The sequence below is a fragment of the Patescibacteria group bacterium genome (genome assembly GCA_041650895.1).
Taxonomy (GTDB): domain Bacteria; phylum Patescibacteriota; class Patescibacteriia; order 2-01-FULL-39-33; family 2-01-FULL-39-33; genus CAISTG01.
The window spans coordinates 73,236-99,536 of the sequence record JBAZKF010000001.1; the positions used below are offsets into that span (position 1 = coordinate 73,236).

23 protein-coding genes, 1 tRNA gene and 1 other RNA gene are annotated in these 26,301 nt (G+C 41.6%); 3 read left to right on the forward strand and 22 right to left on the reverse strand.

Features of this window, described 5'->3' with window-relative positions; translation table 11 throughout:
• Positions 1–37 precede the first annotated feature (37 nt).
• The 7 genes from WC473_00420 to WC473_00450 all read right to left on the reverse strand — a co-directional run bounded on the left by WC473_00420 (position 38) and on the right by WC473_00450 (position 6,154).
• Positions 38–505, reverse strand: coding sequence for a hypothetical protein (locus WC473_00420; GenBank protein MFA5124280.1), 468 nt, complete (start codon positions 503–505; stop codon positions 38–40).
• A gap of 282 nt (positions 506–787) precedes the next feature.
• Positions 788–1,222, reverse strand: a complete 435-nt coding sequence (locus WC473_00425) for a GNAT family N-acetyltransferase (protein MFA5124281.1) — start codon at positions 1,220–1,222, stop codon at positions 788–790.
• Positions 1,223–1,225: 3 nt separating this feature from the next.
• Complete coding sequence (locus WC473_00430) at positions 1,226–1,927, reverse strand: tRNA-dependent cyclodipeptide synthase (protein ID MFA5124282.1); 702 nt, start codon at positions 1,925–1,927, stop codon at positions 1,226–1,228.
• A gap of 36 nt (positions 1,928–1,963) precedes the next feature.
• Positions 1,964–2,161 (reverse strand): hypothetical protein, encoded by a 198-nt coding sequence (locus WC473_00435; protein ID MFA5124283.1) that lies wholly within the window; start codon positions 2,159–2,161, stop codon positions 1,964–1,966.
• Positions 2,162–2,238: 77 nt separating this feature from the next.
• Positions 2,239–4,026, reverse strand: a complete 1,788-nt coding sequence (locus WC473_00440; GenBank protein MFA5124284.1) for a caspase family protein — start codon at positions 4,024–4,026, stop codon at positions 2,239–2,241.
• An 8-nt stretch (positions 4,027–4,034) separates the two neighbouring features.
• The gene (locus WC473_00445; GenBank protein ID MFA5124285.1) at positions 4,035–4,241 is read right to left on the reverse strand and encodes a helix-turn-helix transcriptional regulator; all 207 of its coding nucleotides are present in this window, start codon (positions 4,239–4,241) and stop codon (positions 4,035–4,037) included.
• 1,839 nt (positions 4,242–6,080) lie between these two features.
• A tRNA-Gln gene (locus WC473_00450) sits at positions 6,081–6,154 on the reverse strand.
• A gap of 93 nt (positions 6,155–6,247) precedes the next feature.
• Here WC473_00450 and rnpB point away from each other — a divergent pair.
• An RNA gene (gene rnpB, locus WC473_00455) (RNase P RNA component class A) lies at positions 6,248–6,656 on the forward strand.
• Positions 6,657–6,692: 36 nt separating this feature from the next.
• On the opposite strand, the gene WC473_00460 is transcribed toward rnpB, so the two are convergent.
• The 3 genes from WC473_00460 to lepA all read right to left on the reverse strand — a co-directional run bounded on the left by WC473_00460 (position 6,693) and on the right by lepA (position 10,960).
• Positions 6,693–7,088 carry a ribonuclease HI family protein gene (locus WC473_00460; GenBank protein MFA5124286.1) on the reverse strand — a complete coding sequence of 132 codons (396 nt, stop codon included), beginning with the start codon at positions 7,086–7,088 and terminating at the stop codon, positions 6,693–6,695.
• Between the two features lie 148 nt (positions 7,089–7,236).
• Complete coding sequence (gene recJ, locus WC473_00465) at positions 7,237–8,961, reverse strand: single-stranded-DNA-specific exonuclease RecJ (protein ID MFA5124287.1); 1,725 nt, start codon at positions 8,959–8,961, stop codon at positions 7,237–7,239.
• Between the two features lie 223 nt (positions 8,962–9,184).
• Positions 9,185–10,960: a translation elongation factor 4 gene (gene lepA / locus WC473_00470; GenBank protein MFA5124288.1), complete on the reverse strand. Its 1,776-nt coding sequence runs from the start codon at positions 10,958–10,960 to the stop codon at positions 9,185–9,187.
• Positions 10,961–11,084: 124 nt separating this feature from the next.
• Here lepA and WC473_00475 point away from each other — a divergent pair, with 124 nt between their 5' ends.
• A complete protein-coding gene (locus tag WC473_00475) occupies positions 11,085–11,690 on the forward strand; it encodes a hypothetical protein (protein ID MFA5124289.1) in 606 nt (201 codons plus the stop codon).
• A 67-nt stretch (positions 11,691–11,757) separates the two neighbouring features.
• Here the strand turns inward: WC473_00475 and murJ are convergent, their stop codons facing one another.
• The 12 genes from murJ to WC473_00535 form a co-directional block, all read right to left on the reverse strand.
• Entirely contained in the window at positions 11,758–13,473 is a 1,716-nt protein-coding gene (murJ, locus tag WC473_00480; GenBank protein MFA5124290.1) for a murein biosynthesis integral membrane protein MurJ, read from the reverse strand.
• Between the two features lie 46 nt (positions 13,474–13,519).
• The gene (locus WC473_00485) at positions 13,520–15,577 is read right to left on the reverse strand and encodes an acetate--CoA ligase family protein (GenBank protein MFA5124291.1); all 2,058 of its coding nucleotides are present in this window, start codon (positions 15,575–15,577) and stop codon (positions 13,520–13,522) included.
• A 104-nt stretch (positions 15,578–15,681) separates the two neighbouring features.
• Positions 15,682–16,014, reverse strand: a complete 333-nt coding sequence (locus tag WC473_00490) for a hypothetical protein (protein MFA5124292.1) — start codon at positions 16,012–16,014, stop codon at positions 15,682–15,684.
• A 471-nt stretch (positions 16,015–16,485) separates the two neighbouring features.
• Positions 16,486–17,370 (reverse strand): hypothetical protein, encoded by an 885-nt coding sequence (locus tag WC473_00495; GenBank protein MFA5124293.1) that lies wholly within the window; start codon positions 17,368–17,370, stop codon positions 16,486–16,488.
• A 229-nt stretch (positions 17,371–17,599) separates the two neighbouring features.
• On the reverse strand, positions 17,600–20,245 hold the full coding sequence (gene ppdK, locus WC473_00500; GenBank protein ID MFA5124294.1) for a pyruvate, phosphate dikinase: 2,646 nt from the start codon (positions 20,243–20,245) through the stop codon (positions 17,600–17,602).
• 128 nt (positions 20,246–20,373) lie between these two features.
• Entirely contained in the window at positions 20,374–21,324 is a 951-nt protein-coding gene (locus tag WC473_00505) for a PfkB family carbohydrate kinase (protein MFA5124295.1), read from the reverse strand.
• 86 nt (positions 21,325–21,410) lie between these two features.
• The gene (locus WC473_00510) at positions 21,411–21,980 is read right to left on the reverse strand and encodes an L-threonylcarbamoyladenylate synthase (protein MFA5124296.1); all 570 of its coding nucleotides are present in this window, start codon (positions 21,978–21,980) and stop codon (positions 21,411–21,413) included.
• Positions 21,981–22,014: 34 nt separating this feature from the next.
• Positions 22,015–22,653, reverse strand: coding sequence for a tRNA pseudouridine(55) synthase TruB (gene truB, locus WC473_00515; GenBank protein ID MFA5124297.1), 639 nt, complete (start codon positions 22,651–22,653; stop codon positions 22,015–22,017).
• Positions 22,654–22,711: 58 nt separating this feature from the next.
• Positions 22,712–22,993 carry a hypothetical protein gene (locus tag WC473_00520; protein MFA5124298.1) on the reverse strand — a complete coding sequence of 94 codons (282 nt, stop codon included), beginning with the start codon at positions 22,991–22,993 and terminating at the stop codon, positions 22,712–22,714.
• Positions 22,994–23,001: 8 nt separating this feature from the next.
• Positions 23,002–23,703 carry a hypothetical protein gene (locus WC473_00525; protein MFA5124299.1) on the reverse strand — a complete coding sequence of 234 codons (702 nt, stop codon included), beginning with the start codon at positions 23,701–23,703 and terminating at the stop codon, positions 23,002–23,004.
• A 29-nt stretch (positions 23,704–23,732) separates the two neighbouring features.
• On the reverse strand, positions 23,733–24,527 hold the full coding sequence (locus tag WC473_00530; GenBank protein ID MFA5124300.1) for a YciC family protein: 795 nt from the start codon (positions 24,525–24,527) through the stop codon (positions 23,733–23,735).
• A 53-nt stretch (positions 24,528–24,580) separates the two neighbouring features.
• A complete protein-coding gene (locus WC473_00535) occupies positions 24,581–25,732 on the reverse strand; it encodes a GIY-YIG nuclease family protein (GenBank protein ID MFA5124301.1) in 1,152 nt (383 codons plus the stop codon).
• Between the two features lie 246 nt (positions 25,733–25,978).
• Between WC473_00535 and WC473_00540 the strand changes: the two genes are divergently transcribed.
• The gene (locus WC473_00540) at positions 25,979–26,251 is read left to right on the forward strand and encodes a 50S ribosomal protein L27 (protein ID MFA5124302.1); all 273 of its coding nucleotides are present in this window, start codon (positions 25,979–25,981) and stop codon (positions 26,249–26,251) included.
• The last annotated feature ends 50 nt before the right edge of the window (positions 26,252–26,301 follow it).

Consider the following 26,301-nt stretch of genomic DNA (forward strand, 5'->3'; position numbering starts at 1 on the left):
TATTGCCCCATCACGCCACTCACTATAGCTTTTGTAATCATTTTTTAATTGAATGCTTATCGGAAAATTTAGGGTTTGCAATGAATTCAGAAGTATCCGTATTGATAAATCCGATGATGTTTTCTGGAGAAATAACATTACTATCTTCCGTTTTAGAAAAAATATGTTCACTTGATGCCTTGATTGATCTTTCACGTGCTGAATATCCTCCAAAATCAGAAGAGTCGAATCCTTTGGGTACTGCAATTAGAATAATAATTGTTCTGCCACCATAATCCCAACCATCTAACTTGTGTAGCAAAGAATCTTGATTTTCTGGAATTCTACAGGCGATATCATGTATGGCGTTCCATTTGGTTCGAAGTCCTTTTTCAAGAATACTATCAGCTATTTCTCGATTTGAAACTCCATGACCCCAAATATCAACTGATTGTTGATATGTTTCCAATGTTTTTAACAAATGGGTGTGTCGACTTTCAGAAGATTTTTTTTCAAACTTGTTCATAAATCTCAAGTTTATTTTACTATCTTGTTGTTAAAATATCAAACAGTTCTAACGTCCACATTTCGGTATACAAAAATACCCCTAAAATAGGGGCATTTTGTCGCATCTGGAGGTCTTTAATCAAATCCGAACCGAATTTCAGAAAAGCTTGCCCTGAGCGAAGTCGAATGGGTCATAACCGGTCGGGCGGAATTCCCCCCCAAACCCCTCCTTCCGCCCGACCGAAACATCTGGACGGCTGAGGCGAAATTGCAATTTCCAATTTTTCTTTGGCGGCATTAATTATATAATTTTATCAACCCACAGAACAGTGCCTTCTCTTTTAAATCCATATCTTTCGATAAACTTAGAAAATAACTCCTGATCTTCGGCATTCACACAAAGCATAATATAAGTATATCCAAGATCTTTAACTTGCTTCAATCCTTCCTCTGTTAATTTTGCGGCCACTCCCAATCCGCGAGCGGATGGTGTCACGTAAAGATTTTCCCAAGTAATTTTCTTTGTTGGTATGTGAGCGGAATAAAAAGAAAAGCCAATAATTTCATTTTTTGTTTTTGCCACTAACAGAACATCACTAGGACTTTGACACCATTTTTTTAATTGTTCTTTACTCCAAAAAATTCCACTAGCACTAGCAAATTCTTTCTGTAAAGCACCTAGTTTATAAATCTCATCAATGTCCGTAATATTCATTCTAGATATTTGAAAATCCATATATTATTCGATATCGGCTATGCCTGTTTTATTTATAATTCTTAATTTATTCCTTAAACCATTATACTCATTACTTTTAATAATTTTTACTACTAATTCATCAAATTTACCTAATCCCGGATACAAAATAACTGAATACAATTCACCACGATTAATAATCGAAACTCCATTCAAAAATAATGGCAATTCTTGTAGGACATAAAGAGCCACTGACTCGGCTCGATCTTTTGAAATAGTGCGTCCTCGTATTTTTAGCATTTCGTTAGAAATTTCCATTACCGAATTATAAAAAGCCTTTTGTTCAGAAAATTCCCTCATTAATACCTCTCGTTGTTTAACAAATTTTGGCGTTAAAGCATCATCATAGTTGGCGATAACAACCTTCTTTTGATCTTTTGCGGGCAATCTTGAGACGATTACTTCGACTTCTTGTCTTTTCTCATCTTCCATTTCGAAAGCCTTTTTTAATGATTGTGCTCTGCTTAAATTATCAATATACCTTAAATTAGAAACCTGAAGTCTCCCTGGGATTAAAATTAACAAGGATTTTTTAGTATGTATGAGGCCAAAATCAATAAGTTTTTCAAGATTATTTTTCGTGAACCATTTATTACCAAAACTTAAACCTATCCAAAGATTATATCTTTTTTTAAAGATATAATCTTTGGGAATTAATAATGTTTCTTTTATTTGAATTATTTCCATATACGATTAATCTTATATGATCATACCAAAATTATTTTATTCACAATAATAAAATACGCCACCATATTGATTTTTTTCTTGAAAGCTTAGGCTATCATAATCTTCAACACAGCTTCTAAATTTATCGTATTTATCTTCAGATTCATAATAATTATCTGACCACTCCTCAGCAGTCATACTTTCATATTTACCAATACTACAACCACTTAAAAACAGGAGAAATAGTAATGACATAAATACAATGTAATATTTTTTTATCATAACAAATATACATTTTATTTTAGATTCAAACTAATATTATAAAATTAACTTTATTTAATCCCAGCCACTTTTTTTTCTTCGTCTGTCATTAGATGCGCGGGATTAATAGACTCCCACCAATAATTATTAAGACCTCTTTTTTGTATCGTTGTGATGTATTCAATTAATTTTAGTCTTACCTCAGTTTCTTGTAAATTCATTAATCCTGCAAGCTGTATACGAATATTTTTATCAAATAGAATTTTTTTTACGAATGGCATAATTCTCTCTCCATAATATCTGCCAAAATCAGCCCATAAAGGTTCCCCATTATGCTCGGACAGTACAACAAGTAGGAAATTGGCCTGAAATTGAAAATTTTCAATTTTTCCATCCATTTTTGGTACTAATTCAATAAGCCAATCTTGATTTTTTAAATATTCCCTAATGTATTCATTCACTTTAGTTGAATGACCAGTCAGGGCACGAGTATAATGAAAATGATTATCTTCTAAAAAAGACATCGGTGGCTGATCAAAGTAATTTGGATTATCGAACTTAGTTTCAAGTAAAATTTTGAGTGGCGCATAATTATCTCTGGCTATACAAATAGTAGCTATAATGTATAAGATTTCAACAATTATAACTTCCGGAACCGCAATCAGAGAAATTAGACCGGATTTATTATTTGTAAGTTCAACTAAAGCTGTCAGATATTCACAGTATATTTTTATCTGATTTTTGTTGCCATATACTGAAATTGTAGCACCTAAATATATATACTGATAACTACTCGCTTCCATGCGCGAAATAGCCTCTGGTATGCGATCCACATCCTGACCAATTTCCTGAAAAATTATTTCCCATTCCTTTTTTATTTTAGTGATTAATTTGTGGCACAATCTCTCAAAATTTAATATATTAATAGTTTCCACACTAGACCCGGAAGAACCAACAACAAAATTAATTGTTTCCTGCAAAAGTTTGTTTTTTTCATCCATCGTTAAATCAATCACTGGCACAGAAAAAATAGCATTTTGTAATTCTGGCGTTTTTGGTATCTCAATGGTTTCGGGCTTTAAATGCAACCTCTTTTTAAACACTGGGAGAGTGAGATTACCCTCTAATTTACCTAACATGGTTGGTGTTTGAGTGTGTTTCCATTTGTCCCTAGCACGAGAGCTTACACCTTCTGCGATTGGACTAAAAATGTCTGTAGCTGAAAAATATTCACTAGGACGATTTTTTTGGAGTTCATCAAGTACATAATATGTAAATAAACCATTTTTAAGTTCAGGATCTTCGATTGAAAGTTCATCATCTTTACTGGCAGTAAAAATCATACTACCATTACCAATTACTGTATTTGAAAATGATTTAATATTTTTAAATCCCTTGGTATTGGGGATTGGGTAATTTTTGGCATTTTTACTTACTGACCCACTAAAACAAGAATCAATAAAAATTAAATTTACTTTTGATTTTAGGGATGTGAAAATATTTTTTATATCCTCTACTGATAAACAAGTATTTACAATATCATGAGTTGCATCATACGGCACTAAAAAGCTAAGTCCTGAATTAATATTATTAGGATCATCAACTAATGCTCCGTGACCGGAATAGAAAAAGAAGAAAACGTCATCTGACTCGATATTATCCAGTAATTCTTTTCCTAACGCAGTCTTGATTTCTGAAAGAGTCGCCTCTTCATCAACTAAAAGTTTATTATACCCAATATTGCTAATATTTTGTTGAAATAATGAGAAAAACTCTGTTGCATCTTTTTCTGCAAACGCTAGATTTGTAATTTGATTCTTATGCTTAGAAATTCCAATCGCAACAATATGATGTTTCATGAAATTAATTATTTTAGTAATTCCCACGCTTCAACTCCCAAGGCATTGGCTAATTTATATAAATTTTCTAATGTAGGGTTTACCCGGCCACTTTCCACCCGGCAGATATAGGCGCGGTCAATTCTGCTTGAACGAAAAACGTCGCCTTGAGTTAGGCCTTTTTCCTCTCGTATCCGTTTAAAATTAACGGCAAGTTTTTTGCTTAATTTATGCATAGTTATTCACAGATATTTTACCAATTATTGTATATCTTAACAATATTGTTGTATAATACAATAGAGAAGTGGGGGTTTGTGTTAAAAAAAAGAAAAAGTTTGATTTTGTCCAAAATATAGTTCGAGCCGATTTTTTTAATCTGGTTCTTTGGCGGTTTTATTCCGCCTCAGCCGTCCAGATGTTTCGGTCGGGCGGAAGGAGGGGTTTGGGGGGGGAATTCCGCCTGACCGATCATAATTTTTGTTGAAATTCGGTTCGGATTTGTTCATAAACACCCAGCCAGTTTCGCTTTTCATTTTTTAAAACAGAATTCCAACCGTTTTTTGGCTTAAATTCAAATTTTTTGCCTTGGTTCCGATTACTATCGGAACGCCAGAATCAAACTTTTTCTTTTTCTTTAATTCAATACAAATATGAAATACTTTCTTTACGCCCGCAAGTCGACAGACGAAGAGGAGCGTCAAGTCCTTTCAATTGAAGCCCAGCTCGCAGAGCTGAAGGAGTTAGCCGCCAAAGAAAAATTGGAAATTGCTGACTCGCTCTGCGAGTCTAAAACCGCCAAAGAACCAGGCCGAAAAATTTTCGGCGAAATGCTCGCTCGGATTGAAAAAGGTGAAGCCGACGGAATTTTAGCGTGGCACCCAGATAGATTGGCCAGAAATAGCGTTGATGGTGGGAAGATTATCTACATGGTGGATATTGGCCAGATTAAAACGCTGAAATTCCCGACTTTTTGGTTTGAGAATACTCCGCAAGGTAAATTCATGCTCAATATCGCTTTCGGCCAGAGCAAATACTATATTGATAATTTAAGCGAAAATGTTAAGCGCGGATTCAGACAAAAGTTAAGGCGTGGCGAATATCCCAACAAAGCGCCTATTGGCTATCTTAATGACCGCATGGCTAAAACCGTGCTTATTGATCCTCTGCGCGCCAAGCTGATAATCAAGATGTTTGAGATGTACAGCACGGGAGAATTTTCGCTTAAATTTCTAAAAGATAAGTTTTGCGATATCGGTCTGACCAGTAAGCGAGGAAAAATCCTGACTGTCGGCATGATTTCTAATATATTGAGCAATCCCTTTTATTGCGGAGTATTCAAGTTTAATGGCGAAATATACCAAGGCAAGTACGAGCCGATTATTTCCAAGAAGCTTTTTGATGAAGTTCAGGCGGTAATGCGGGATCGCGGCCGGCCGCTCGGGCAAGACAAGCACGACTACGCATTTACAGGACTAATGAAATGCAAATGCGGCGCCTGCATTACCGCTGAACGGCAAAAAGGCCATATCTATTATCGCTGTACGAAAAAGCTCGGAGCCTGCGATGAAAAGTATATCCGCGAAGAAAACTTGCTGGAGCAATTCTATGGCCTTTTTCAAAAAGCTTCTTTGTCTGATGACTGGATTGACAAGATGCTCGCCAAACTGGACGAGGAACAGAAAAGCGATATGAAGTCATCTATTGGTCTGATTGATGAGGTTAAAGCGCAAATTGGTGGCCTAGAGAGCAAGTTAGACAAGTTATTAGATGACCGATTAGAAGGGTTATTGGACAAGGACGACTATTTGCGCAAGAAAGAACAGCTCATCAATCAAAAAATCACTTTTGAGGACAAAATCCAGTCAATCAGGCAAACAGGAAATAATTGGCTCGAACCGATGAGAGAATTCCTTTTCGCCAATAAACAAACCAAAAAAGTCGCCAATGGCGGCGACCTTCTAGAGATTAGAGCATTTATTAAAAAAATCGGCTCGAACTTTATTTTGCAAGGCAAAAAATTTGAATTTAAGCCAAAAAACGGTTGGAATTCTGTTTTAAAAAATGAAAAGCGAAACTGGCTGCGGGACAGGGACTCGAACCCCGATACCACCCTCCAGAGGGGCGTGTCCTACCATTAGACGATCCCGCATTATTTTTTCTATTTAGCAGTATAGCACATAAATCAGGATAAATCAAGGCGTAGTCTTGACAAAATTAAACATCTGTGATAAAATTATAACACTGAGTATGACGGATAGTTACTCTTTGGCCTTAGGCCGAAGAGAGGAAAGTCCGAACACCCTTTTCGGCGCAAGCCGGAATGTCGCGGTAATGGGTAACGCCCACCCGGACAGTCGTAAGGCTGGCCGAGGACCAGTTCCACAGAGACAATACTAACGAGATGCGCAAGTATTTCGCGAAAGGTGAAAAGTGTAGCGAAGTATTAAGTTGAGAGTGAGATATCTCCTCAAATTAATGCCACCCTACTCAACTCCCAGCGATGGGCAGTTGTGGTAAACTCTACCTGGTGCAACCCCGTTTCGGGGGCTTGATCATGCCGGTAACGGCAATGACAGACAGATGACTATCGTTTTTTACGGCCGCAAGGTTAGTAAAAAATACAGAATTCGGCTTATAGTCATATTCAGTTAAAAAATACTTCGCTGCTGCGAGGTATTTTTTTATATTTATTCGTGTCTATCAATCGCTTCGTTGACTAGTTTGTCCGCTAATTTGTTTTGCTCGCGATAGATGTGTTTGAAAGTGACTCTTTTGAATTTGGTGCTTAGGTTATAGACTTTAATGAACAGTACTCCCAGATCCTTATCTTTGACTCGGTATTCGCGATTTAATTGCTTTACCACCAGTTCGGAATCCAAAAGGCATTCAGCCTCGGTTACCCCGTTTTCTAAGGCATGCTCCAGAGCCAAAATTAAAGCGCGATACTCCGCCTGGTTATTGGTGGCTTCGCCGATATAGCGTTTAAGTTCCAGTTGTTTCTCGCCGATTTTTATTACGGCTCCGATACCGGCCGGACCGGGATTGCCCCGCGCTCCGCCATCAGAATAAATTATTGCTTTCATATTGACTTTTTCAGTATAAAGAGTTATGTTTCTATTATTGTTCTTTAATTATAACTTCAAATAGCGTAATCAACAACCTGAAAGGAGAAAGCCATGATCGTTAAATCCGATCCGATAAGAATTTTCACACCGCCCATATGAGGCGGTTTTATTTTTCACTTATTTTTAAATCTTCAATTTTCAATTGCAATTCTTTATTGCCGTTCCATTCATTTACGCCAAGCTCAAAAACTATATCAATCTTGTCCCCCGCTTTGAGTCGCGCGCACCATTCGCCAAAAGAAAAGCCAATTAACTTGTGTAAGTTGGATAAATCCCCGTTTTGCGACACTAACACCTTAAGATGTTTGCCGTCGACTCCGACCGTCTGCACTTGCTCCACCGACAAACCGAAAGCGGCAAATAGCGGTTGTTCGTTATCTTCGCCGAACGGTTCAAATTTACTGACTTCCTCTAATAATTGCCAATCGATTTGGGATAGTTTTATTTCCGTATCAATCAACAAAGTCGGAGTCAGATCAAGCCCGATTAATTTTCCTTTCGCCAATTGTCGGATTTTCTCTTTAAATTTTTGAAAATTATCCTCGCCAATAATCGTCAAACCGCAAGCCTGGGGATGTCCGCCATATTTGGCGAGCAAGTCATGGCATTGCTTAAGCGCCTCGGTAATGTCAAATTCCTCAATGCTTCTTCCAGATGCCAAATACTTGTCGCCTTCTTTGGTGAATACCAGGGCCGGCCGGCGATGCTTGTCAGCCAAACGTCCGGCTACCAGCCCGACTACTCCTGCCGCCCAACCCTCGCCTTCAGCGATTAGAATATGTTCTTCTTCGGCGGTTTTAGCTATTTGAATGAAGGCGGCTTCTAGAATCTTACTGGTGATCTGCTGCCTTTCCTTGTTGTTATTTTCAAGAAATTGCGCCCATTTTTCCGCCTCTTCCTCCGATTCGGCAGTCAATAGATTAAATGCCACGGAAGCGTGGCCAACTCGTCCGGCGGCGTTGATTCGCGGTACAATCCGCCAACCTAAGTATTCGGTGTCTAAGCTGTTGTGGCGATTATTAACTAATTCCATCATTTTTGCCAAACCCAAGTTGCGGGTCTTCTCCATTACCATCAAGCCGTATTTGACTATAATCCTATTTTCGCCCAGTAGCGGTACAATGTCGCCGACCGTAGCGATTGCCGCCAAATCCAACAGCCATTTTTCGTAACCCTCAGGCAATTGAATCGGACTATTATTCTCCTGCTGATATTTAATGATGGCCTGTATGAATTTAAAAGCTACGCCAGCGCCGCATAACGGGCTTTCGGGATAACCGCAAGATTTGACCTGAGGGTCAATAATTGCCAACGCCTGAGGCAACTCCAGTGGCTCTTCATGGTGATCCAGAATAATGACATCTATGCCGGCCGTGGTAAATTCGGCAATTTCTTTTTTATTGGCAATACCGCAATCTACGGTGATGACAAGATTGAATTTTTGATTAATAATCTGCTGAACAATCTTTGTGTTCAAGCCGTAGCCCTCGCTTTCGCGAAAAGGAATGTAGGTATCAACATGGGCTCCCAGAGCGGAAAGCGTTTGGAATAATATGGTGGTAGAACAAACGCCGTCAGCGTCATAATCGCCATAAACCATGATATGCTCCCCAGCCAGCAAAGCCTGGAACAAGCGTTCTACGGCCAAGCGCATATCTTTGAATAAGTAAGGATCAAATAATTGCCGGTCAAAATCAGGGCTAAGGAACTCCTCAATCTTATTTTTTTCCGTTAATCCTCGGTTAAACAAAAGCTGTAAGACCAGCTCGTTGTAGTTGGGGTGTTGTCTGGTCAATTCCGGAGTAATTTTGTCTTTAATTTTCCAAATCATTGACTGGGGGTGGTTAATTCCGTTATAATTGACTTATATGAAAATACGTAAAAAGCGCTTAATGAAAATAGTCTGGATTATCGTAACCGTCCTAATGATTACTTCCATGGTCTTCTTTTCTTTATTGCCAATTTTAGGTTAAATATCAGAATAAAAATAAAATAGTCTAGTTGCCATTCTGGGTGGAGGAAAAGTTATTACCGCGCTTAGAATGGTATTTTATTTATCTTTTTAATACCGCTAAAAAAGCGTCGGCCGGAATATCCACTTTGCCCATAGCCATCATTTTTTTCTTGCCTTTCTTCTGTTTTTCTAAAAGTTTGGCGCGACGAGTCCAATCGCCGCCATAAAGCTTAGCGGTAACATCTTTGCGCAGGGCGGAAATGCGTTCTGAGGCAATAATTTTGCCGCCGATAGCCGCTTGGATTTTAACCATAAACTGTTGGCGAGGCAGGGTTTCTTTTAGGGTATCCACTATTTTGCGTCCTACCTGCTGAGCGTTATCCTTATAAGTGATAAGGGACAGGGCCTCCACTTTTTCTTCCGCTACCAAGATATCCATTTTTACCACCTCAGTCGCCTCATAGTCGTAAAAGTCATAATTAAGCGAGGCATAACCGCTGGTAATGGATTTGAGCTTATCATAAAAATCAACAATGATTTGAGTCAGAGGCAGATAATAATGAAGAACCGCCAAGTCTTCGTCCAAATATTCGGTATTAATATAAATTCCGCGCTTCTCGGTGGATAATTGCATGACTCCGCCCAGATATTCTTTGGGTGTAAAAATGTCAACCTTCATTATCGGTTCTTCTACTTGTTTATAATAAGTCGGATCGGGGAATTCTTGCGGATTATAGACGTCTTTTATTTCTCCGTTGGCCATATGTACTTTATAAGCCACACTGGGAATAGTCACCACTAATTCCAAATTGAATTCACGTCTCAATCGTTCTTGGAAAATTTCTAAATGCAACAACCCCAGAAAACCGCAACGAAAACCAAAACCCAGAGCCGAGGAATTTTCCGGCTCGTAAGACAGGGCGGCATCGTTTAATTTTAGTTTTTCAATGGCTTCACGCAAATGACTGAAATCGGAACCGTCTTTACAGAAAATTCCGGCGTAAACCATAGGTTTAACTTGTTTGTAACCGGGCAGAGGCTCTACGGTCAGATCTTTTATGGTTATAGTATCGCCGACACGGCATTGTGCGACTTCATGCAGGCCCGTGACGATATAACCGATTTCTCCCGAAGATAGTGTTTTATCTTTGATGTACTTGGGGGCAAAATGTCCGACCTCCAACCCTTCGGCCAACTGCTGGTTATAGACAAATTTGATATGGTCTCCTGGCTTAATGCTACCATCAAAAATTCTGACATAAGCAATGACGCCGCGGTATTCATCATAGACTGAATCAAAAATCAGGGCGCGCAAAGATTTGTCCGGGGATAGTTTCGGTGCCGGAACTTGAGCGATTATGGCTGACAATAATTCCGTTACGCCTTGGCCGGTTTTGCCTGACACATGAAAGATTTCTTCTTTTCGACAGCCTAACAGCTTGATTATTTCTTCAGAAACGCGCTCCACTTGAGCATTAGGCAAATCAATTTTGTTGATTACCGGAATAATTGTTAAATTGGCATCAAGCGCCAAATACAAGTTGGCTAAGGTTTGGGCTTGGATGCCCTGCGTGGCGTCAACCAACAGTACTGCTCCCTCAACAGCATATAGACTGCGCGATACTTCGTAAGTAAAATCTACATGTCCCGGAGTATCAATCAAGTTAAGCTCATAGCCTTGATACTGCATGCGAACCGGTGTTAATTTGATGGTGATTCCCCGTTCCCGTTCAATGTCCATTTGATCCAAAAGCTGTTCTTTCATGTCACGTTTGGAGATGGTTCCGGTCAATTCCAACATACGGTCAGCCAAAGTTGACTTGCCGTGATCAATATGGGCGATAATACAGAAATTACGGATATTATTTGAACTCATAGATTAAGGTAATGGAAAAATTTTAACATAATTCGGCCAAATTTACAAATTTGACTTTTTTATTATTTTATGATAGTATTCGCTAAATGCAGTACCTTTAAACTAGAATAGAAGGAGAATCACCATGGTTAAGCACCAAACGACCGGGTCAAGCCGTTTGACGACAAAAATCGTCATGGCTGCCGCCTTGATAGCCGCTTTGGTATTAACCGGCGCGGCCACAACTGGCAAATCGAGCATTAAAACGCGTGACTTGCAAATAAGATTAGAGACAAAAAAGGAAAAAAGCGGGGAAGAAAAGGTTAAATCGGTCAAACCGGAAAAACCCAATCCTACCAAGGAAAAACTCGAGTTTCCGTTAGCTAAAGGTGATATTCCCGATGAGAAGCTGTATGTTGGCTCGGCCGGTATGATGGTAATAAACCCGCGCTGTATTGATTATGCCGAATTGGTCAGAGCCACTTCATCCTATCAAGAGTTAAAAGAACGCAAGTTAGCGCCCAGCAGTGCCGCTTATTGGTTTCTAATTACTGAAAGCGGCGATATTGCTTGGCGGGAAACCAATAGGTATGCTGAAAAGCAAAATATCACTTTGATCACTGATCGAGAAAATCTGGTGAAATTCCTCAAAAAGCAAACACGCTTCAAGGATAATACCCCCGAGGAGTTGATTGGCTGGTTTGATGTTACCGATCAAATCAGCGAAATAATAAAGAACCTTAAGAAATGAACGCCCCGACTCACTTGTTGAGCCGGGGTTTTTATTTGGTGGGTAGTTAATAATTAACCGATTAAAGCTAAGTGCTGCTACCGTTATTAATTCCGCTATCAGTCATGACCACCGCTGATCTGAATAATTTGCGCTTCATGGAAGTCAGAAAAATAAACATTTCCTCAATCTTTAAGATTAATCCCAATACCACATAACCTAATAGTCCCAGCAAGCCGGCAATAAATCCCTGGAAAAAAATTCCCCAGAATGTTTGCATGGACACATAATCATCAAAAAGTTGCAAAGAAAAGTAGCTTACTAGTCCCCCGCCGATGGAGGCTATAGTGATGCGCCAAGTGGAATTGGCGATGCGTCTGATATCTAGTCGACCAATCTTGTTTCTTAAAAGTATCATTAGCAAGACCAGCTCAAAGATTGCTGATATTGACATGGCTGTCGGTAAAGCCAAAACCCGCATATCCACATAACCCCATAAATCCGACAGGCGCAAGAGAGCGGTGGCGGCAAAAGAAAACCAATTTTGGAAGGAAAAAATAAAACGAAAAATCAATAGTGCCGCTACATTGACTATCATAGACAGTAATCCGGCGTAAAACGGTGTTTTGGTATCATGCAAGGCGTAAAAACTGCGAATGATAAGGGGGTAAGCGCCGGCGGCGAATAAGCCGATACAGAAAATAGCTAAAGAGGCGGCGGTCAAGCGGGTGTCATACCAATCAAATCGTCCGGCGCCCAGAAGTACACGGACGATTTGCGCGCGCAAAACATAAAGTATAATAGCTACCGGCACAATCAAAAACAGCGTTTGGCGAAAAGTAGTGGAGACGACTGTTACAAATTCTTGATTTTTCTTTTGTGCCGCCAGGGCAGATAATACCGGTAGAGCCGCTATGCCCAAAGATACGCCAAAGATACCCAAAGGAAAATTTTGTAAATTGTTGGAAAAAGTAAAAATAGACAGGGATCCGGCAGCCAAAGTTGAAGCTACCACGGTGATGATTAAAAAATTGAATTGACTGATACCCAAAGAGATAGTGCGCGGTACCATCATCTTAAACACTTCCATAACATGTTTATTGCGCCAATTGAAATCCAAGCGGTATTTGAAGTCAGAACCGAATAATGGTAAGAGCTGAATGATCATATGCAGGAAAGCGCCAATGACAACACCCCAGGCCAAACCCATGACGCCGAATGGTTTAATCAAAAACAAAGCGCCAAAAATAATACCGAGATTATAAATAATCGGCGCCAAAGAATACAGAAGGAACTTACGTTGGGATTGTAAAACCGAAGAGAAGATTGATGATAAGCCGAGAAAAATCGGCGACAAGAACATAATACGGGATAGAGCGATGACTAAGCCCATCTTTTCCGGCGCAAATCCCGGAGTGATCAAAGGCATTAATAGCGGAGCCAGGGCAAATAGCACGCCACAAGCGATCAATAAAGCGATTGATAAAAGATTTAAAATACTGTTAATTAGTTTCCAAGCCTCTTTTTCCTGATGTTTGGCCAGAAGCGAGGTAAAAACCGGAATCAAGCCGGCCGAAACTGCGCCTAAAATCAAAAGATTATACACCAAGTCGGGTAAACGAAAGGCGGCATAATAAGCGTCAAGAATATCGCCAGCGCCGAATTGTGAGGCTAATACTCTGTCTCTGATTACGCCCAATAGCCGGCTGGCGACAGATAAACCGCCAATAATAATAGCCGCCGAGGTAATGCTCTGCGACTCTTTGTTTATTTTACTGATCAATTTTTTGATTTTTTTAAACATTGACAATAGTAACAAAATTTGCTAAACTGCAGTTTTTTAATTTTTTTTATTTTGCCATCCTGACATCAACTACTTTTACTCCCCTGCCCCTATCCAGCACCATAATCGGATTAAAATCAATTTCTTTCAGTTCCGGATATTTTGCTACCAGACAAGAAAATCTTACCAATAAATCAGCCAAAGCGCCAATATCAGCCGGTTTTTGGCCGCGCGTACCGGCTAAAAGCGGATAGATTTTCAATTCTTCAATCATTTTTTGCGCTTCATTTTTGTTAATAGGCGCCACACGAAAGACTACGTCCTTAAACACTTCTGTATAAATTCCGCCTAAACCAAGCATAATAACGGCGCCGAATTGAGGATCTCGCTTTAGGCCGACAATCACTTGTTGGCCGCTAACCATCTCGCCTAAAAGATACCCCTTAATTTTGACTCCTTTGACTTTCTGAACAATATCCGTGTTCATCTTTTTTATAGCGGCCAGCAATTCCGTCTCATTATTTATGCCCACTTTAACCCCGCCTACATCGGACTTATGTATTACTTGAGGCGAAATAACTTTAAGTGCAATGGGGTAACCGACTCTTTTACCGGCCTTGGCGGCTAAGGAAATATCTGCAATAAACTCGGCGCGGTGCACTGGGATATCATTTTTAATCAGTAGTTGCCGACAGACATCCTCCGTCAATTCATTGGATAATATTTTATTGGGCTTAATGGCGGGGGCTTTTACTGTCGGTTGTTTATTTTTGAGGTATTGGTAATATTTGGCCATAGTGCTTAAGACACTGACGGCCTGCTCAGGAAAGTTGAATTGCGGTAATTTATTATCGGCAAAAGTCTGATAATATTTGACAATCTCCAATTCACCCAAAAAACATAGGACGATTGTTTTACTTGTGGTTTTTTTGATTCGGCCGATCGCTTCAGCCGTCTCTTTTATCTGCGTCATTCTCTGCGGGGTTAGCGCTACGATTATGGCGTCAACGTTCTTATCTTTAACCACTTCGCGCAGAGCGATCTCATAACGGTCAGCCAGAGCATCACCTAAAACATCAACCGGATTATGGTTGCTGGCTGCGGCCGGTAAAACTTTTTTTAATTTAGCTTTGGTCGTTTCAGATAATTCGGCTAATTTTAATTTATAGTCTGGCAACCAGTCAGTCAAAAGAATGCCCGGGCCGCCGGCGTTGGTGACAATAGCCACGCGATTGCCGCGAGGTAAATCTTGGTAGGCAAAACCCTCAGCCAAATTAAAAAAATCCATAACATCACGCGCCTCAATCACGCCGGATTGCTTAAAGGCGGCGCTATAAACCTGGGCAGTGCCAGCCAGCGATCCGGTATGGGAAGAAACAGCTTGACTGCCGTCCGCGGTCTTACCTGATTTTAAAACAATAATCGGCTTTTTATCGGAAATTTTATTGGCTATAGATAAGAACTTTTGGCCATCATTAATGCTTTCCAGATAAGCCATTATGACCTTGCTGTTTTTATCTTGGTTGAAATATTCCAAAAGATCCAGTTCGTTAATATCACACTTATTGCCCATGGACACAAAATAAGAAAAGCCGAGTTTCTGGGCTTCGGCCGTATCTAAAATAGCCGTACCTAAAGCGCCGGATTGGGAAAAGAAGGCTACATTGCCCGCCTTGGGGAAGGTGGCGGCAAAGGAAGCGTTTACTGACGGCTTAGTATTGATATAACCTAAGCAGTTCGGACCGAGTATCCGCAGTTTATATTTATTTTTTAATTGCAGTAATTTTTCTTCCAATTTAACTCCCTCACCGCCAACTTCTTTAAAACCAGAAGAAATAATCAAAATATTTTTTGTTCCTCTCTTGCCACAATCTTCCACTACAGCCAATACAAATTGCGCCGGCACGACAATAATCGCTAAATCAGGAATCTGTGGCGTTTTTAAAATTGACGAATATGCCGGCTTGCCCTCTATCTTGGTTTCAGAAGGATTAATGGGAAAAATCTCGCCCCGGTAATTGACCAAGAGATTCTTTATCACATCATTGCCGACTTTACCGGTATGATTGGAGGCGCCGATTATTGCTACGCTTCGCGGGTTAAAAAACGATTTAAGGCTATTCATAGTATCTAATTTATAATAATCTAATTTTACCATAAATATCCGATTCAGCCAAAATAAAAAGCGGGTTAACTAAAGCAACCCGCTAACTCTGATAAAAAGAGCAATTAATTGTAATTGGCAACCCGAATTTCAGCGCCGTCGCTGAAACCTCCGCCAGCCGCCATTGCCGCTCCGCCGGCCCCGCCAGCTAAGCCGGCCCCGCCAACCAAAGTGTACACATTGGAACTAGCCACTAACTCCGCTAATGCACCCTCAAGGGCAAGCGGGTTACCAATCGGCACTGGCGAATCGATCACCGCTCCGTTTTGATTGGCATTATTAGTAATGGGTACAGATAATGATTGAGTCTGGGCTTCAAGCTTATTGCTAGTGAAGTTTCCTCCGATGATTGAAAGAGCGATTAGGCTGATAAAAATCCACAACACTTTCTTTTTCATGGTTTTCCCTCCTGTTGCAGTCTCTTTTACAAAAAACAATTAAGTGCTTATTACTATAAACTAAATAACAAATTAAGTCAAATAAAAACATTAACAATTAAAAAAACTGACTCGAAATTAATCGAGTCAGCGGTCTGAAATGTTCTAGGTTGGCCCAGTCAATGCCGCTGATAATAAGCGGCAGGTCGTATACACGTCATTGCCGTCGCCATCAACAATTACGGTTTTTTAACTTCCTTAATTATCGCTCGTTTTACCATCGGAGCGAAAAAATCATCGCCCCTCAATAAACGAAGCCACTGCTGCCCAGTTTGTCCGTGTTTTTTATAATTATTAGATATTAGAGAATTTTCTGCCTCCATTATTGAGGTAAATGGCCCCCTAACATCAATATCATCGGAATGGGATTTGGTGATAATAATTACGTAATTTCCAGTCCCCATCTCTACTATCCTTTCAAATGTTCTAGTCCTAGTCTTCCCAGGCGAAATCAATGTTTACATTCAGCCCCCCAAACGCGTCCGATTCCACGTAAGGAAAGGACAACGCATCAGAGAAACTGAATTCGGCCCAGTCAATGCCGCTGATAATAAGCGGCAGGTCGCAATACACGTCATTGCCGTCGCCATCAACGACGTAGAGTACGCCACCGCCGAAGTTTAGTGGCAGGTAGGACTTAAAGACCATTTCCGCCTTGCCCCAAACCCATGAGGCATAGTAACTCGCGCCGTCCGGAGAAATCAGCGTTGAATGACCATATCCCCACTCATCAGCCTGATACCAACCGGGCAGGTTGGTGACGCTAAATTGGAAAGGATAGTTGTAAACAAAGTTCATCACCAGGTTTTCATTCCTGTTGATGCCACCCTCCACGGTAACATCCTTCCAGCCAAACAATAGCTGATTGCCGTAGTCATCCTGGAAAGAGATAGACAGGTAGTAAGTCCCGGGCCGAATTCCGCCGCAATGAGCGCGGAATTGATGGTCGATGATCGGCACATAGAAGGAGTAATAATCGGTCCCGCCTCCCTTACCTATTTCCACTCCATTATCGGTAGAATATAGGTAGATGTAAATGCGTGTGGCCTGATCCTTGAGTGAATCTCCAATTTCTTGGAGTTCCTCCTGATTCAAGCCACTAATTCCGTCGCCGTTGTAACCGCCACCCTTTTCCAGGGATTTGGTCACTTCGCCGACGAAATCGTGGTTGATCTTTTCGACGACGGCCGACAAATCTCCTTCGATCCAGAACCCGCCGAGTTCGGCTTCGGGGATGGTTTCGGTAATCGGCGGACAGCCCGCCAGAGTCATAGCCGAGACAGTCAGAATGGCAAAGAGAATGGTAGTGTAACGCATGATGCTTTCCTCCTAAGGTAAGATTGTAACGACCCACACATCAGCCCCACATTAGGACTAATACATAATCATATCATACTTTGTTAATTTTGTCAATAGGTTTATCCACTCTGCCAGATAGTTGATTACAATTTTAGCCAAATTTAGACAAAATTAATTATGATAAAACAAAAAGATAACTAAAAAAGCCGGCAAAAACCGGCTTTTTTATCTAAAATTAAATTATTACCTATTTTCCATTATTTTCCTTAATCACCGCCTGGGCCGCGGCTAACCGAGCAATCGGTACGCGGAATGGCGAACAAGACACATAATTAAAACCTTCACGATGACAGAAATTGACAGTTTTGGGTTCTCCGCCATGTTCGCCACAGATGCCAATCTTCAAGTCTTCTTTGGCGCTTCTGCCTTTCTTAATGGCGATGCGGATAAGCTCGCCGATGCCTTCCTGATCAAGCACTTCAAAAGGATCATATTCAAAAATACCTTGAGTCACATATTCTTTCAAGAATTTTCCAGCGTCATCACGGGATAAACCGGCGCCCATCTGAGTCAGGTCATTAGTGCCGAAAGAAAAGAATTCTGCTCCGGCCTCCACAATCTTATCAGCAATCAGCGCCGCGCGAGGCACTTCAATCATGGTACCGATTTTGTATTTTAATTGGCTATTGGCAGTGGTCAATTTTTCTTCCACCACCTTAACGATGCGTTCTTTGAGGATAGAGAACTCTTTGACTGTAGCGACCAAAGGAATCATGATTTCCGGTTCCACTTTAATCCCCTCTTTTTCTACGGCAATCGCCGCTTCAATCACGGCCGCGGCTTGCATGTCATTGATTTCCGGATAAGTGATGGCCAAACGGCAGCCACGATGACCCAGCATGGGGTTAAATTCGTGTAAATCGTCAATTTTGGTTTTCAACACCTCAATCGGCACATTCATTTCAGCAGAAAGTTCCGCAATGTCTTTTTCTTCTTTGGGCAAGAATTCATGCAATGGCGGATCTAGGAAGCGAATAGTTACGGCATGGCCATCCATAGCCTTAAACAAACCGATAAAATCTTTTCTTTGATAGGGTAACAGTTTAGCCAGGGCTTTTTCTCGGCCGGCTATATCAGAAGCTAAAATCATTTCTCTGACAGCTTTGATTCTATCACCCTCAAAAAACATATGCTCGGTGCGGCATAAGCCGATGCCCTCAGCGCCGAATTTTCTGGCGACCATGGCATCATGAGGCGTGTCAGCGTTAGTGCGAATCTTAAGTTTTCTAACTTCATCGGCCCAATCCATTAAGGTACCGAAGTTACCGGAAAGTTCCGGATCCTTGGTGCCAAGCTTGCCGTTATACACTTCGCCAGTGGAGCCATCCAAAGAGATAAATTCTCCTTCTTTTAACGTCAGACCCTTATCTTTAATAGTTAAGGTTCTGGCTTTTTCATCAATAATGATGTCAGCGCAACCGGCAACGCAACAAGTGCCCATACCGCGGGCCACCACGGCCGCGTGAGAGGTCATACCGCCTCGAGCAGTCAAAATGCCTTTGGCCGAATGCATACCGTCAATATCTTCAGGAGAGGTTTCGGTGCGGACCAAGATGACATCCAAACCGGCTTGAGTTTTTTCAAACGCTTCAGTGGCAGTAAAAACGACTTCACCGACAGCCGCTCCGGGAGAAGCCGGCAAACCGCGAGCAATAACTTCACCTTCGGTTTTAGCCAAAGGATCCAGTTGTTTATGTAATAATTGATTTAATTGATTCGGTTCTACGCGCATTAAAGCTTCATCTTTGGAGATTGCTCCTTCGGTAACTAATTCTACAGCGATGCGCACAGCGGCCGCGGCAGTTCTTTTGCCGTTTCTGGCCTGCAGAATAAATAATCGCCCTTGCTGAATGGTGAATTCCATATCTTGCATATCGCGATAATGTTTTTCTACTGTATTGCAAGTATCAACCAACTCTTTGTAAATAGCCGGATTCTGTTGTTCCAAAGTGGATACGGCAAGCGGAGTACGAATACCGGCGACCACATCTTCGCCTTGCGCGTTCATTAAATATTCGCCATAAAATTTGGCTTCGCCGGTAGAGGGATTGCGGGTAAAGCAAACACCTGTGCCCGAATCTTCTCCCAGGTTGCCGAACACCATGGTCTGAATATTAACAGCGGTGCCGATCAATCCCTTAATATCATTGATTTGGCGGTAGCGGATGGCGCGATAGTTGTTCCAAGAATTAAACACGGCATTGATCGCAGCATATAGCTGATCAATCGGGTCTTGCGGGAAATCCACTCCTTTGACTTCTTTGATTTTAGCTTTATAGCGATTGGCGACTTCCTGCAAATCTTCGGCCGTCAAATCAGTGTCAAATTTAGCACCCTTGGTATCTTTGACATTCTCCAAAATATGTTCGAATTCGGCATGCTCCACTTCCATCACCACATTACCAAACATTTGAATCAAACGACGATAAGAATCCCAAGCAAAACGGGCGTTGCCGGTCTTGGTGGCCAAACCCAAAACGGATTGGTCGTTAAGGCCTAAATTCAAAATTGTATCCATCATGCCAGGTAAAGAAGCCGCGGCGCCAGAGCGAACGGAAACTAATAACGGATCATTGGCATCGCCCAAAGTCTTGGACATCTTTTCTTCCAACTGTTTTAATTTGGTGTTGGTTTGTTCCTTGACTTCATCAGTGATGGTTTTGCCGGCTTTGTAATACAAATCGCAAACTTCGGTAGTTAAGGTAAATCCCGGAGGGACATTAATACCCAGACTGGACATTTCCGCCAAGTTGGCGCCTTTGCCGCCGAGAAGTTCTTTCATGCTTTTATTCCCTTCTTCAAAGGAATAGACGTACTTTTTCACATCAGACATAATTTATATTGAGTTATTTATTATTCACTTGTAGGTTATGGTCGGTGGCTTGCGAAAAACAGACTAAAATAAAATGACAGGTACGCAAGTCTGCGTGCCTATCACTCCTTAGAAATAATACTTGATATTTATTTTTCTATTTCTCTTTTCGTGAGTAGGCCTTTTTGCGCTCCGATGTGGGCTACGACTGAGGCGGAATTCTTGATGCCCCAGGTGAGCGCTTCTTTTATGTTTTTATCATAAACCAGAGCTGAAGTCAAGGCCGATCCGAAAGCATCGCCAACACCCAAGGTATTAATCGGTTTAGACGACCTGGCTTTCATATAGTACTGTTTTTTGTCGTCTATGGCATAGGCGCCGTTAGCGCCATCGGTAATAACCGCCACCTTGGGCCCAAGGGATTTGAGATGTGCTAATAAACCTTTCATGTCTTTAAGTTTTTTAAATTCCAGAGCCTCATCATGATTAACTATCAGCACTTCTATCTTATTTAAATATTTCTTAATGGCCGGGATATTTTTGAGTTGCTCATTGCCGGGATTCCAAACAATCTTTCTTTCGGTAGCGACCAGTTTATCCATAATTTTTTGCCAACCGACAGCCGGCAGAGACGTAACATAAAACCATTTGGCATTAATGGCCAATGAAGGCAAATCTTTATCGTTTAGCGCGGTATTGGCACCACGATGCACAAAAGCGATATGTTCCTTGCTGGGATTGTCAACGGTCAGGATGACTGTGAAACCGGTGGGATTTTTTTCATCCAGTTTAACTAAGCTGATATCAACTTTGTTGGCAGTCAAATTAACTAATATCCGCTTGCCAAAATCGTCTTTGCCTACGCGACATAAGGCCGCAGTTTTCAAACCTAAGCGCGCCGCCGAAACAGCAACATTGGAACAACCGCCACCGAAGGTGTTAAAAACCCTATCGGCCACGATTTTGGCGCCGTATTCAAAAGCCAAGAGCTTCTGTTTGACGGCATTGCCGGTAGAGACCAGCTCACCTTCCTTGGAATAAAAGGAAATATCCACGGTGGCACCGCCGACGGTTATCAAGTCAAATTGCTTCTTGGGCATATAATTATATTTTATTCGCTATGGTATATGGTATATTTTAACAAAATTTTCCGGCTTTTACAATCGGCCGGAGCAACTCAATCAGACTACCTTTCTATTTTTGCCTTTCCTTGGCGTAAAACCTCCACTTGGCCGTTTTTTATCCCAATCAAAGTTGACGGCAGGGATATTCTTTTGCCGCGACCATAATAAAAGTCAGGATTATCGCCAAAATACTTCTTCGCTCCCTTAATGTCATCAGCCGGACTCTCTCCCTCCGGATTAGCGCTCGGTGCCACTAACGGGCCGGTCTGAGCAACCAAATCTCTAAGCCATTTCTTATTCGGTAACCGGAAAGCCAACGATTTGGTCCCGCGATGCAAATATTTAAACTTGGAATTCATGCAAGGCAAAATTACACTGACGGCATTAGGCCAGATTTTGAGTAGTACTTTTTTATCTCTTGCCGGCAGTTTAATGCCGAATGAATTTAAATCGGCCAAAGAAGAAATAATAATAATCAGCGGTTTTTCCGGCGAACGATGGCGAACACGATAAATTCGCTCAACCGTTTTTTTATTGGTAGCTCGACCAAGCAGGCCGTAAATAGTGTCGGTCGGCATCACTCCGATTCCGCCTGATTTTAATATTTTTGTTATTTCTTTTCTAGTTGTCATATTTTATTAGGCCTGGCCTAACCAATAATCCGAATTATCTTGTTATTTCCTCAGCTTTAATGGCATCTTCCAGCTGATATTCCCCCACTCTGATCCGTACCAAGTCGGACATATAAGCGCCGCAACCAAGCATCTGCCCCAAATCCCGCGCTAATGATCTAATATAAACCCCGGGGCCGGTAACGACTCTGATTTTTAAATCGGGATATTTATATTCAATCAATTCAATGCTTTTGATTAACACCGGCCTGGCTACTAATTCCAACTTACCGCCTTGACGCGCTGTTTTATAAGCGGGTCGGCCAGAAATTTTTATAGCGGAAAATTGCGGCGGTACTTGCTGGATCTCTCCAATGAAACCCTTAATCGCCTCCAATATCTCCTCTCGTTCAGGCTTATATTCACTAACAATGCTTTTTGCCCCTTCTTCATCGTCAGTAGTGCTGATCACGCCCAACCTGATATCCGCCACATACTCTTTTTCTTTGGCTACCTCTTCGGAGATCTTTTTTGTCGCTTCTCTGCCGATAGCCACAACCAAAACGCCGGATGCCAGGGGGTCCAGTGTGCCGGCGTGGCCGACTTTCTTTACGCCCGTACGCCGTCTGACTTGAGCGACAATATCAAATGAAGTCGGGCCTTTTGGCTTATTGATGGCAATGATGTTTTCCATGATATTAATCTAACAAAAAAGCGGACTTTATAAAAGCCCGCCTTGGTCAAATAAAAAATTATAAACCTAAATCCTTATCAGATAAGTTAGTCGCCTCAAAACCGGTGGTTTTTATTGTCTCCATAGTTGCATCCAAATCCTCCAACGACTGATCAAGATCCACTTCCGTTATTTCCGGTTCTTCCGCCGGCTGAACCGCTTGGCTTTCAATTGGCGCCGCCGCTTTTTCCCCTTGATTATCTTGCAGATTGATCTCCTGCGACGTTCCGCAACCAGCCAATAATCCGCCAACCACAAATACTACTGACAATAAAGCGATCAATGATAAATGTTTCTTCATATGTTTTGTTACTGCGTTAAATTATTAACGGTGGTTGATTCGATTAGATCTGGATTCGGCAAGGCCGACTGGGGCGCGGCCGGAGAAGAGGTGGAATTGCCGGCAGACATGGCTTTGATGATGGCCCTAACTCTGGCTATCTCGGCTTTAATTGTAGTGTTATAGTAAGCCCTAATATCCAACGCGTCGGCATTAACAGTTTTTAAAGCAGTCTGCGCTTCCTTAAGTTCAAGCTTGAATTGTCCAGCTGATTTGCCACAAACCGATTCCTGACCCTGTTTGAGTAATGAGACATAAGTGGCATAATCATCGCTGAATTTTTTTATTTTTGTATCCAGAACGGCCAAATCCGCTTTGAGTGCCGTCACATCTATACCGCGGGCGACTAAGCGATCGGACATGGCGGACAGCTTGTCTTTGAGTGTCTGGTACGCCTGCATATGCCTGACTTTGCTGTTATCAAAATTGGATACCTTAATTTGAATCTTTGATTCAATCACCGGACAACGGGCAATCGCTCCGGCCGCCACTTTTTTGACTAAGTTAATTGTGGAAGTCACTTGGGCGGCCACTGTTTGCGCTTTGGGGATATTGCCGAATTTAAGATCTGCCGGAGTCAAAGCGCGAGTGGAAATTCCGGCTGCCATCGTCCCCTCTGCCAAAAGTAAAGGCAATAAAACGAGAGTTAACAAAATAATTTTTTTCTTCATATGTTTCTGATATTGCTAATATTACTAAGCTACTTTTTAATTTGTTGCAATGATTGATATAGCAAGATAATGTAGATCAAATACATCGGACCCAAAACCAGTTGGGCTAAATCCAATAAGATCGTAGCGACTTCCTGATTGGCTAGACGCAATAAGCCGGCAATAAAAGAAACCAAGAATACCACCAAGAGCCACAAAAGCAATCGGCCGAAAACCGCCCACCAATAACCCTTAGTCAGTTCCCGGCTTCGTTTAAGCGAACCAATAATCGATGTATCCTCAAAAATTAGAATCACCGACGCCAAGCAGAATATTACCGCCCAAAGAAATCCCGGTATGATGAATAGAATCAGACCGCCGACAATAATCAAACCGAAAAGCAAACCGACAACAAAATATTTAACCCAATACTTCACTGAGCCCTTAATCGCTTCCGTTAAACTTAATTTTCCATCCGACTTCAAAATTAACAACTGGCCGATCACCATTGATAGCGACACTGCCAGCCCTAAAATACACACTATGATTACCAGAATGATCTTGCCCCATAAAGGTAAGGCGTCAAAACCGCCGGCAGTAACGAAAGAGAAGCCTAGAGAAGAAATAACAGGATCAGTAACTTTGGCGACTTGAGCCTCACTGGCCGGCAAATAACGGATTATTCCCAGCACCCAAGCCAGCAGAGTCGCAATTCCCATAATAATCATGGGAATCAAGGTTAAAATAACTAGTTTTTGCCAATTTTTTACGTACAAATCCCAAGTCGCCCTTAACAGAGCGCCGGGTTCCGTTAATATCGGCTTAACGTTTGAATTTTTATCCATATGTTTTTAAATTATGACTATATTATAGCACAAATCAAAAGCAGTGGTAAAGCTTAGCGAATTCTCATTTTTTTCTGGCGAGCCGAATTGCCGAAACGATGCGCTTCATCCCGGGCCTGTTTTAAAGTAATCAGCATATTAACAGCCAACTCCCGGACGTTTTTGGGGGTACCGGCGGAATAAACCAGTTTATCTCCGCCAAATTTGGATAAACCCAGAAGCGGTTTGACAACTTTCAATTTTTTGAACAGTTTACTGATCTGATTGATTTGCGGACGGCCGCCGTCAACCAAAAATAGATCGGGCAGGGGCCATTCCGGATGGTTAAGACGGCGACTGATCATTTCTTCCAATGCTTGCACGTCATTGTTGGTCACTGTTTTTATGTTGAATAAACGATACTGCGATTTGTCCGGCTGATCGCCGATAAATACAGCCATGGCGCCGACAGTTTCTTTACCCGATAAGTGAGAAACATCATACGCCTCAATCCGTCCGACACCGCCGTTGCCGGATATTTCATCTCGACTGATTAATGAAGCGTCGGAAATGTGGCGGAAAGCCCCGGATAGTTCCGGATTCTCTTTAGCTAATTTTTTTACTAACTGCTTTTTTTTGCCTTCAAACAGCCAGATAATGTTTCTGATATTCTTTTTGTACTCCTGGGGCGTAATAGCTGAAACGCAAGCGCCCGGACATAAGCCGATTTGATAATCAAAACAAGGCTGGCCGCTGCCGGGCTGACAAGTGGAATAAGGGAAAAGTCGTCTGATGATCCGCAAAGCATTCTTAATCAAGGTGGCGTTAAGGTATGGCCCGAAAATATGCGCTCGCCCTGGCGAATATTTCCCCAAATCCTTGCCTCGGACGATTATGGGCTTGGGCCAATCGCTTTTGGCGATCACGACGTAAGCAAACGAGCGGTCGTCTTTGTCTTTGACATTATACTTGGGCCAGAATTTTTTAATAAGATTAGCTTCCAAGATTATCGCTTCCAAAACGGAATCAGTCTTATTATATTTTATATTTTTGGCTAAGGATACCATCTCCCCTATCCGCAATTCCATATCCGGACGGAAATATTGCAAAACCCGATGGCGCAGATTGGTGGCGCGTCCGATATATAATATTTTGCCTTTACCATCTAACCAACGATAGACACCCGGAGATAGTGGCAGTTTTTTAGCTTTTTCTTTGAGATTCATAATTTTACCAGGTTAAATGCTGTTGCAAGAATTATTGCTTCATAGCACTCCACGGGATTAATCTTAACATAACGCGACTTTAACGACAAAATCCGCCGAATAATCATTAGTTTCTTTATTACCGCCACCAATTTATCCGTCTGACTAACGGTTTTGCCAATATCGGCCTAATTGCTTGACAAATTAACCAAAATACGCTAATATTATATCAATCGTTAAAAAATCAACATTTAAGCAAAATATACTATGTCAACAAAAAAAGCAGGCGGCAGTACAAGATTAGGCCGAGATTCCAATGCGCAACGCTTAGGCATTAAGCTTTACGGAGGCGAAACCGCCCAGTCCGGCAATATTATCGTGCGCCAACGCGGTACACATTATCGCGCCGGCAATGGCACCAAACAAGCCAAGGATGATTCCATTTTTGCCGTTCAAACGGGTAAGGTTGGCTTTAACAAAAAGAAAGTCAAAAAGTTTACCGGTAAGCTTGAGTACGCTCAGGTTGTTTCTGTGCAATAAATCTGGCAATAAAAGCTGCGGCTTAAAAAGATTTATATTTTAAACACCCC

Bases quoted from the DNA above. Each gene is read 5' to 3' on its own strand.
- WC473_00505 (MFA5124295.1), bottom strand. From the start codon at position 21,324: ATGCCCAAGAAGCAATTTGACTTGATAACCGTCGGCGGTGCCACCGTG.
- WC473_00475 (MFA5124289.1), top strand. From the start codon at position 11,085: ATGGTTAAGCACCAAACGACCGGGTCAAGCCGTTTGACGACAAAAATC.
- WC473_00510 (MFA5124296.1), bottom strand. From the start codon at position 21,980: ATGACAACTAGAAAAGAAATAACAAAAATATTAAAATCAGGCGGAATC.
- recJ (MFA5124287.1), bottom strand. From the start codon at position 8,961: ATGATTTGGAAAATTAAAGACAAAATTACTCCGGAATTGACCAGACAA.
- lepA (MFA5124288.1), bottom strand. From the start codon at position 10,960: ATGAGTTCAAATAATATCCGTAATTTCTGTATTATCGCCCATATTGAT.
- WC473_00525 (MFA5124299.1), bottom strand. From the start codon at position 23,703: ATGAAGAAAAAAATTATTTTGTTAACTCTCGTTTTATTGCCTTTACTT.
- ppdK (MFA5124294.1), bottom strand. From the start codon at position 20,245: ATGTCTGATGTGAAAAAGTACGTCTATTCCTTTGAAGAAGGGAATAAA.
- WC473_00490 (MFA5124292.1), bottom strand. From the start codon at position 16,014: ATGAAAAAGAAAGTGTTGTGGATTTTTATCAGCCTAATCGCTCTTTCA.
- WC473_00420 (MFA5124280.1), bottom strand. From the start codon at position 505: ATGAACAAGTTTGAAAAAAAATCTTCTGAAAGTCGACACACCCATTTG.
- WC473_00430 (MFA5124282.1), bottom strand. From the start codon at position 1,927: ATGGAAATAATTCAAATAAAAGAAACATTATTAATTCCCAAAGATTAT.
- WC473_00535 (MFA5124301.1), bottom strand. From the start codon at position 25,732: ATGAATCTCAAAGAAAAAGCTAAAAAACTGCCACTATCTCCGGGTGTC.
- truB (MFA5124297.1), bottom strand. From the start codon at position 22,653: ATGGAAAACATCATTGCCATCAATAAGCCAAAAGGCCCGACTTCATTT.
- WC473_00425 (MFA5124281.1), bottom strand. From the start codon at position 1,222: ATGGATTTTCAAATATCTAGAATGAATATTACGGACATTGATGAGATT.
- WC473_00485 (MFA5124291.1), bottom strand. From the start codon at position 15,577: ATGAATAGCCTTAAATCGTTTTTTAACCCGCGAAGCGTAGCAATAATC.
- WC473_00495 (MFA5124293.1), bottom strand. From the start codon at position 17,370: ATGCGTTACACTACCATTCTCTTTGCCATTCTGACTGTCTCGGCTATG.
- WC473_00440 (MFA5124284.1), bottom strand. From the start codon at position 4,026: ATGAAACATCATATTGTTGCGATTGGAATTTCTAAGCATAAGAATCAA.
- WC473_00445 (MFA5124285.1), bottom strand. From the start codon at position 4,241: ATGCATAAATTAAGCAAAAAACTTGCCGTTAATTTTAAACGGATACGA.
- WC473_00520 (MFA5124298.1), bottom strand. From the start codon at position 22,993: ATGAAGAAACATTTATCATTGATCGCTTTATTGTCAGTAGTATTTGTG.
- murJ (MFA5124290.1), bottom strand. From the start codon at position 13,473: ATGTTTAAAAAAATCAAAAAATTGATCAGTAAAATAAACAAAGAGTCG.
- WC473_00460 (MFA5124286.1), bottom strand. From the start codon at position 7,088: ATGAAAGCAATAATTTATTCTGATGGCGGAGCGCGGGGCAATCCCGGT.
- WC473_00435 (MFA5124283.1), bottom strand. From the start codon at position 2,161: ATGTCATTACTATTTCTCCTGTTTTTAAGTGGTTGTAGTATTGGTAAA.
- WC473_00530 (MFA5124300.1), bottom strand. From the start codon at position 24,527: ATGGATAAAAATTCAAACGTTAAGCCGATATTAACGGAACCCGGCGCT.
- WC473_00540 (MFA5124302.1), top strand. From the start codon at position 25,979: ATGTCAACAAAAAAAGCAGGCGGCAGTACAAGATTAGGCCGAGATTCC.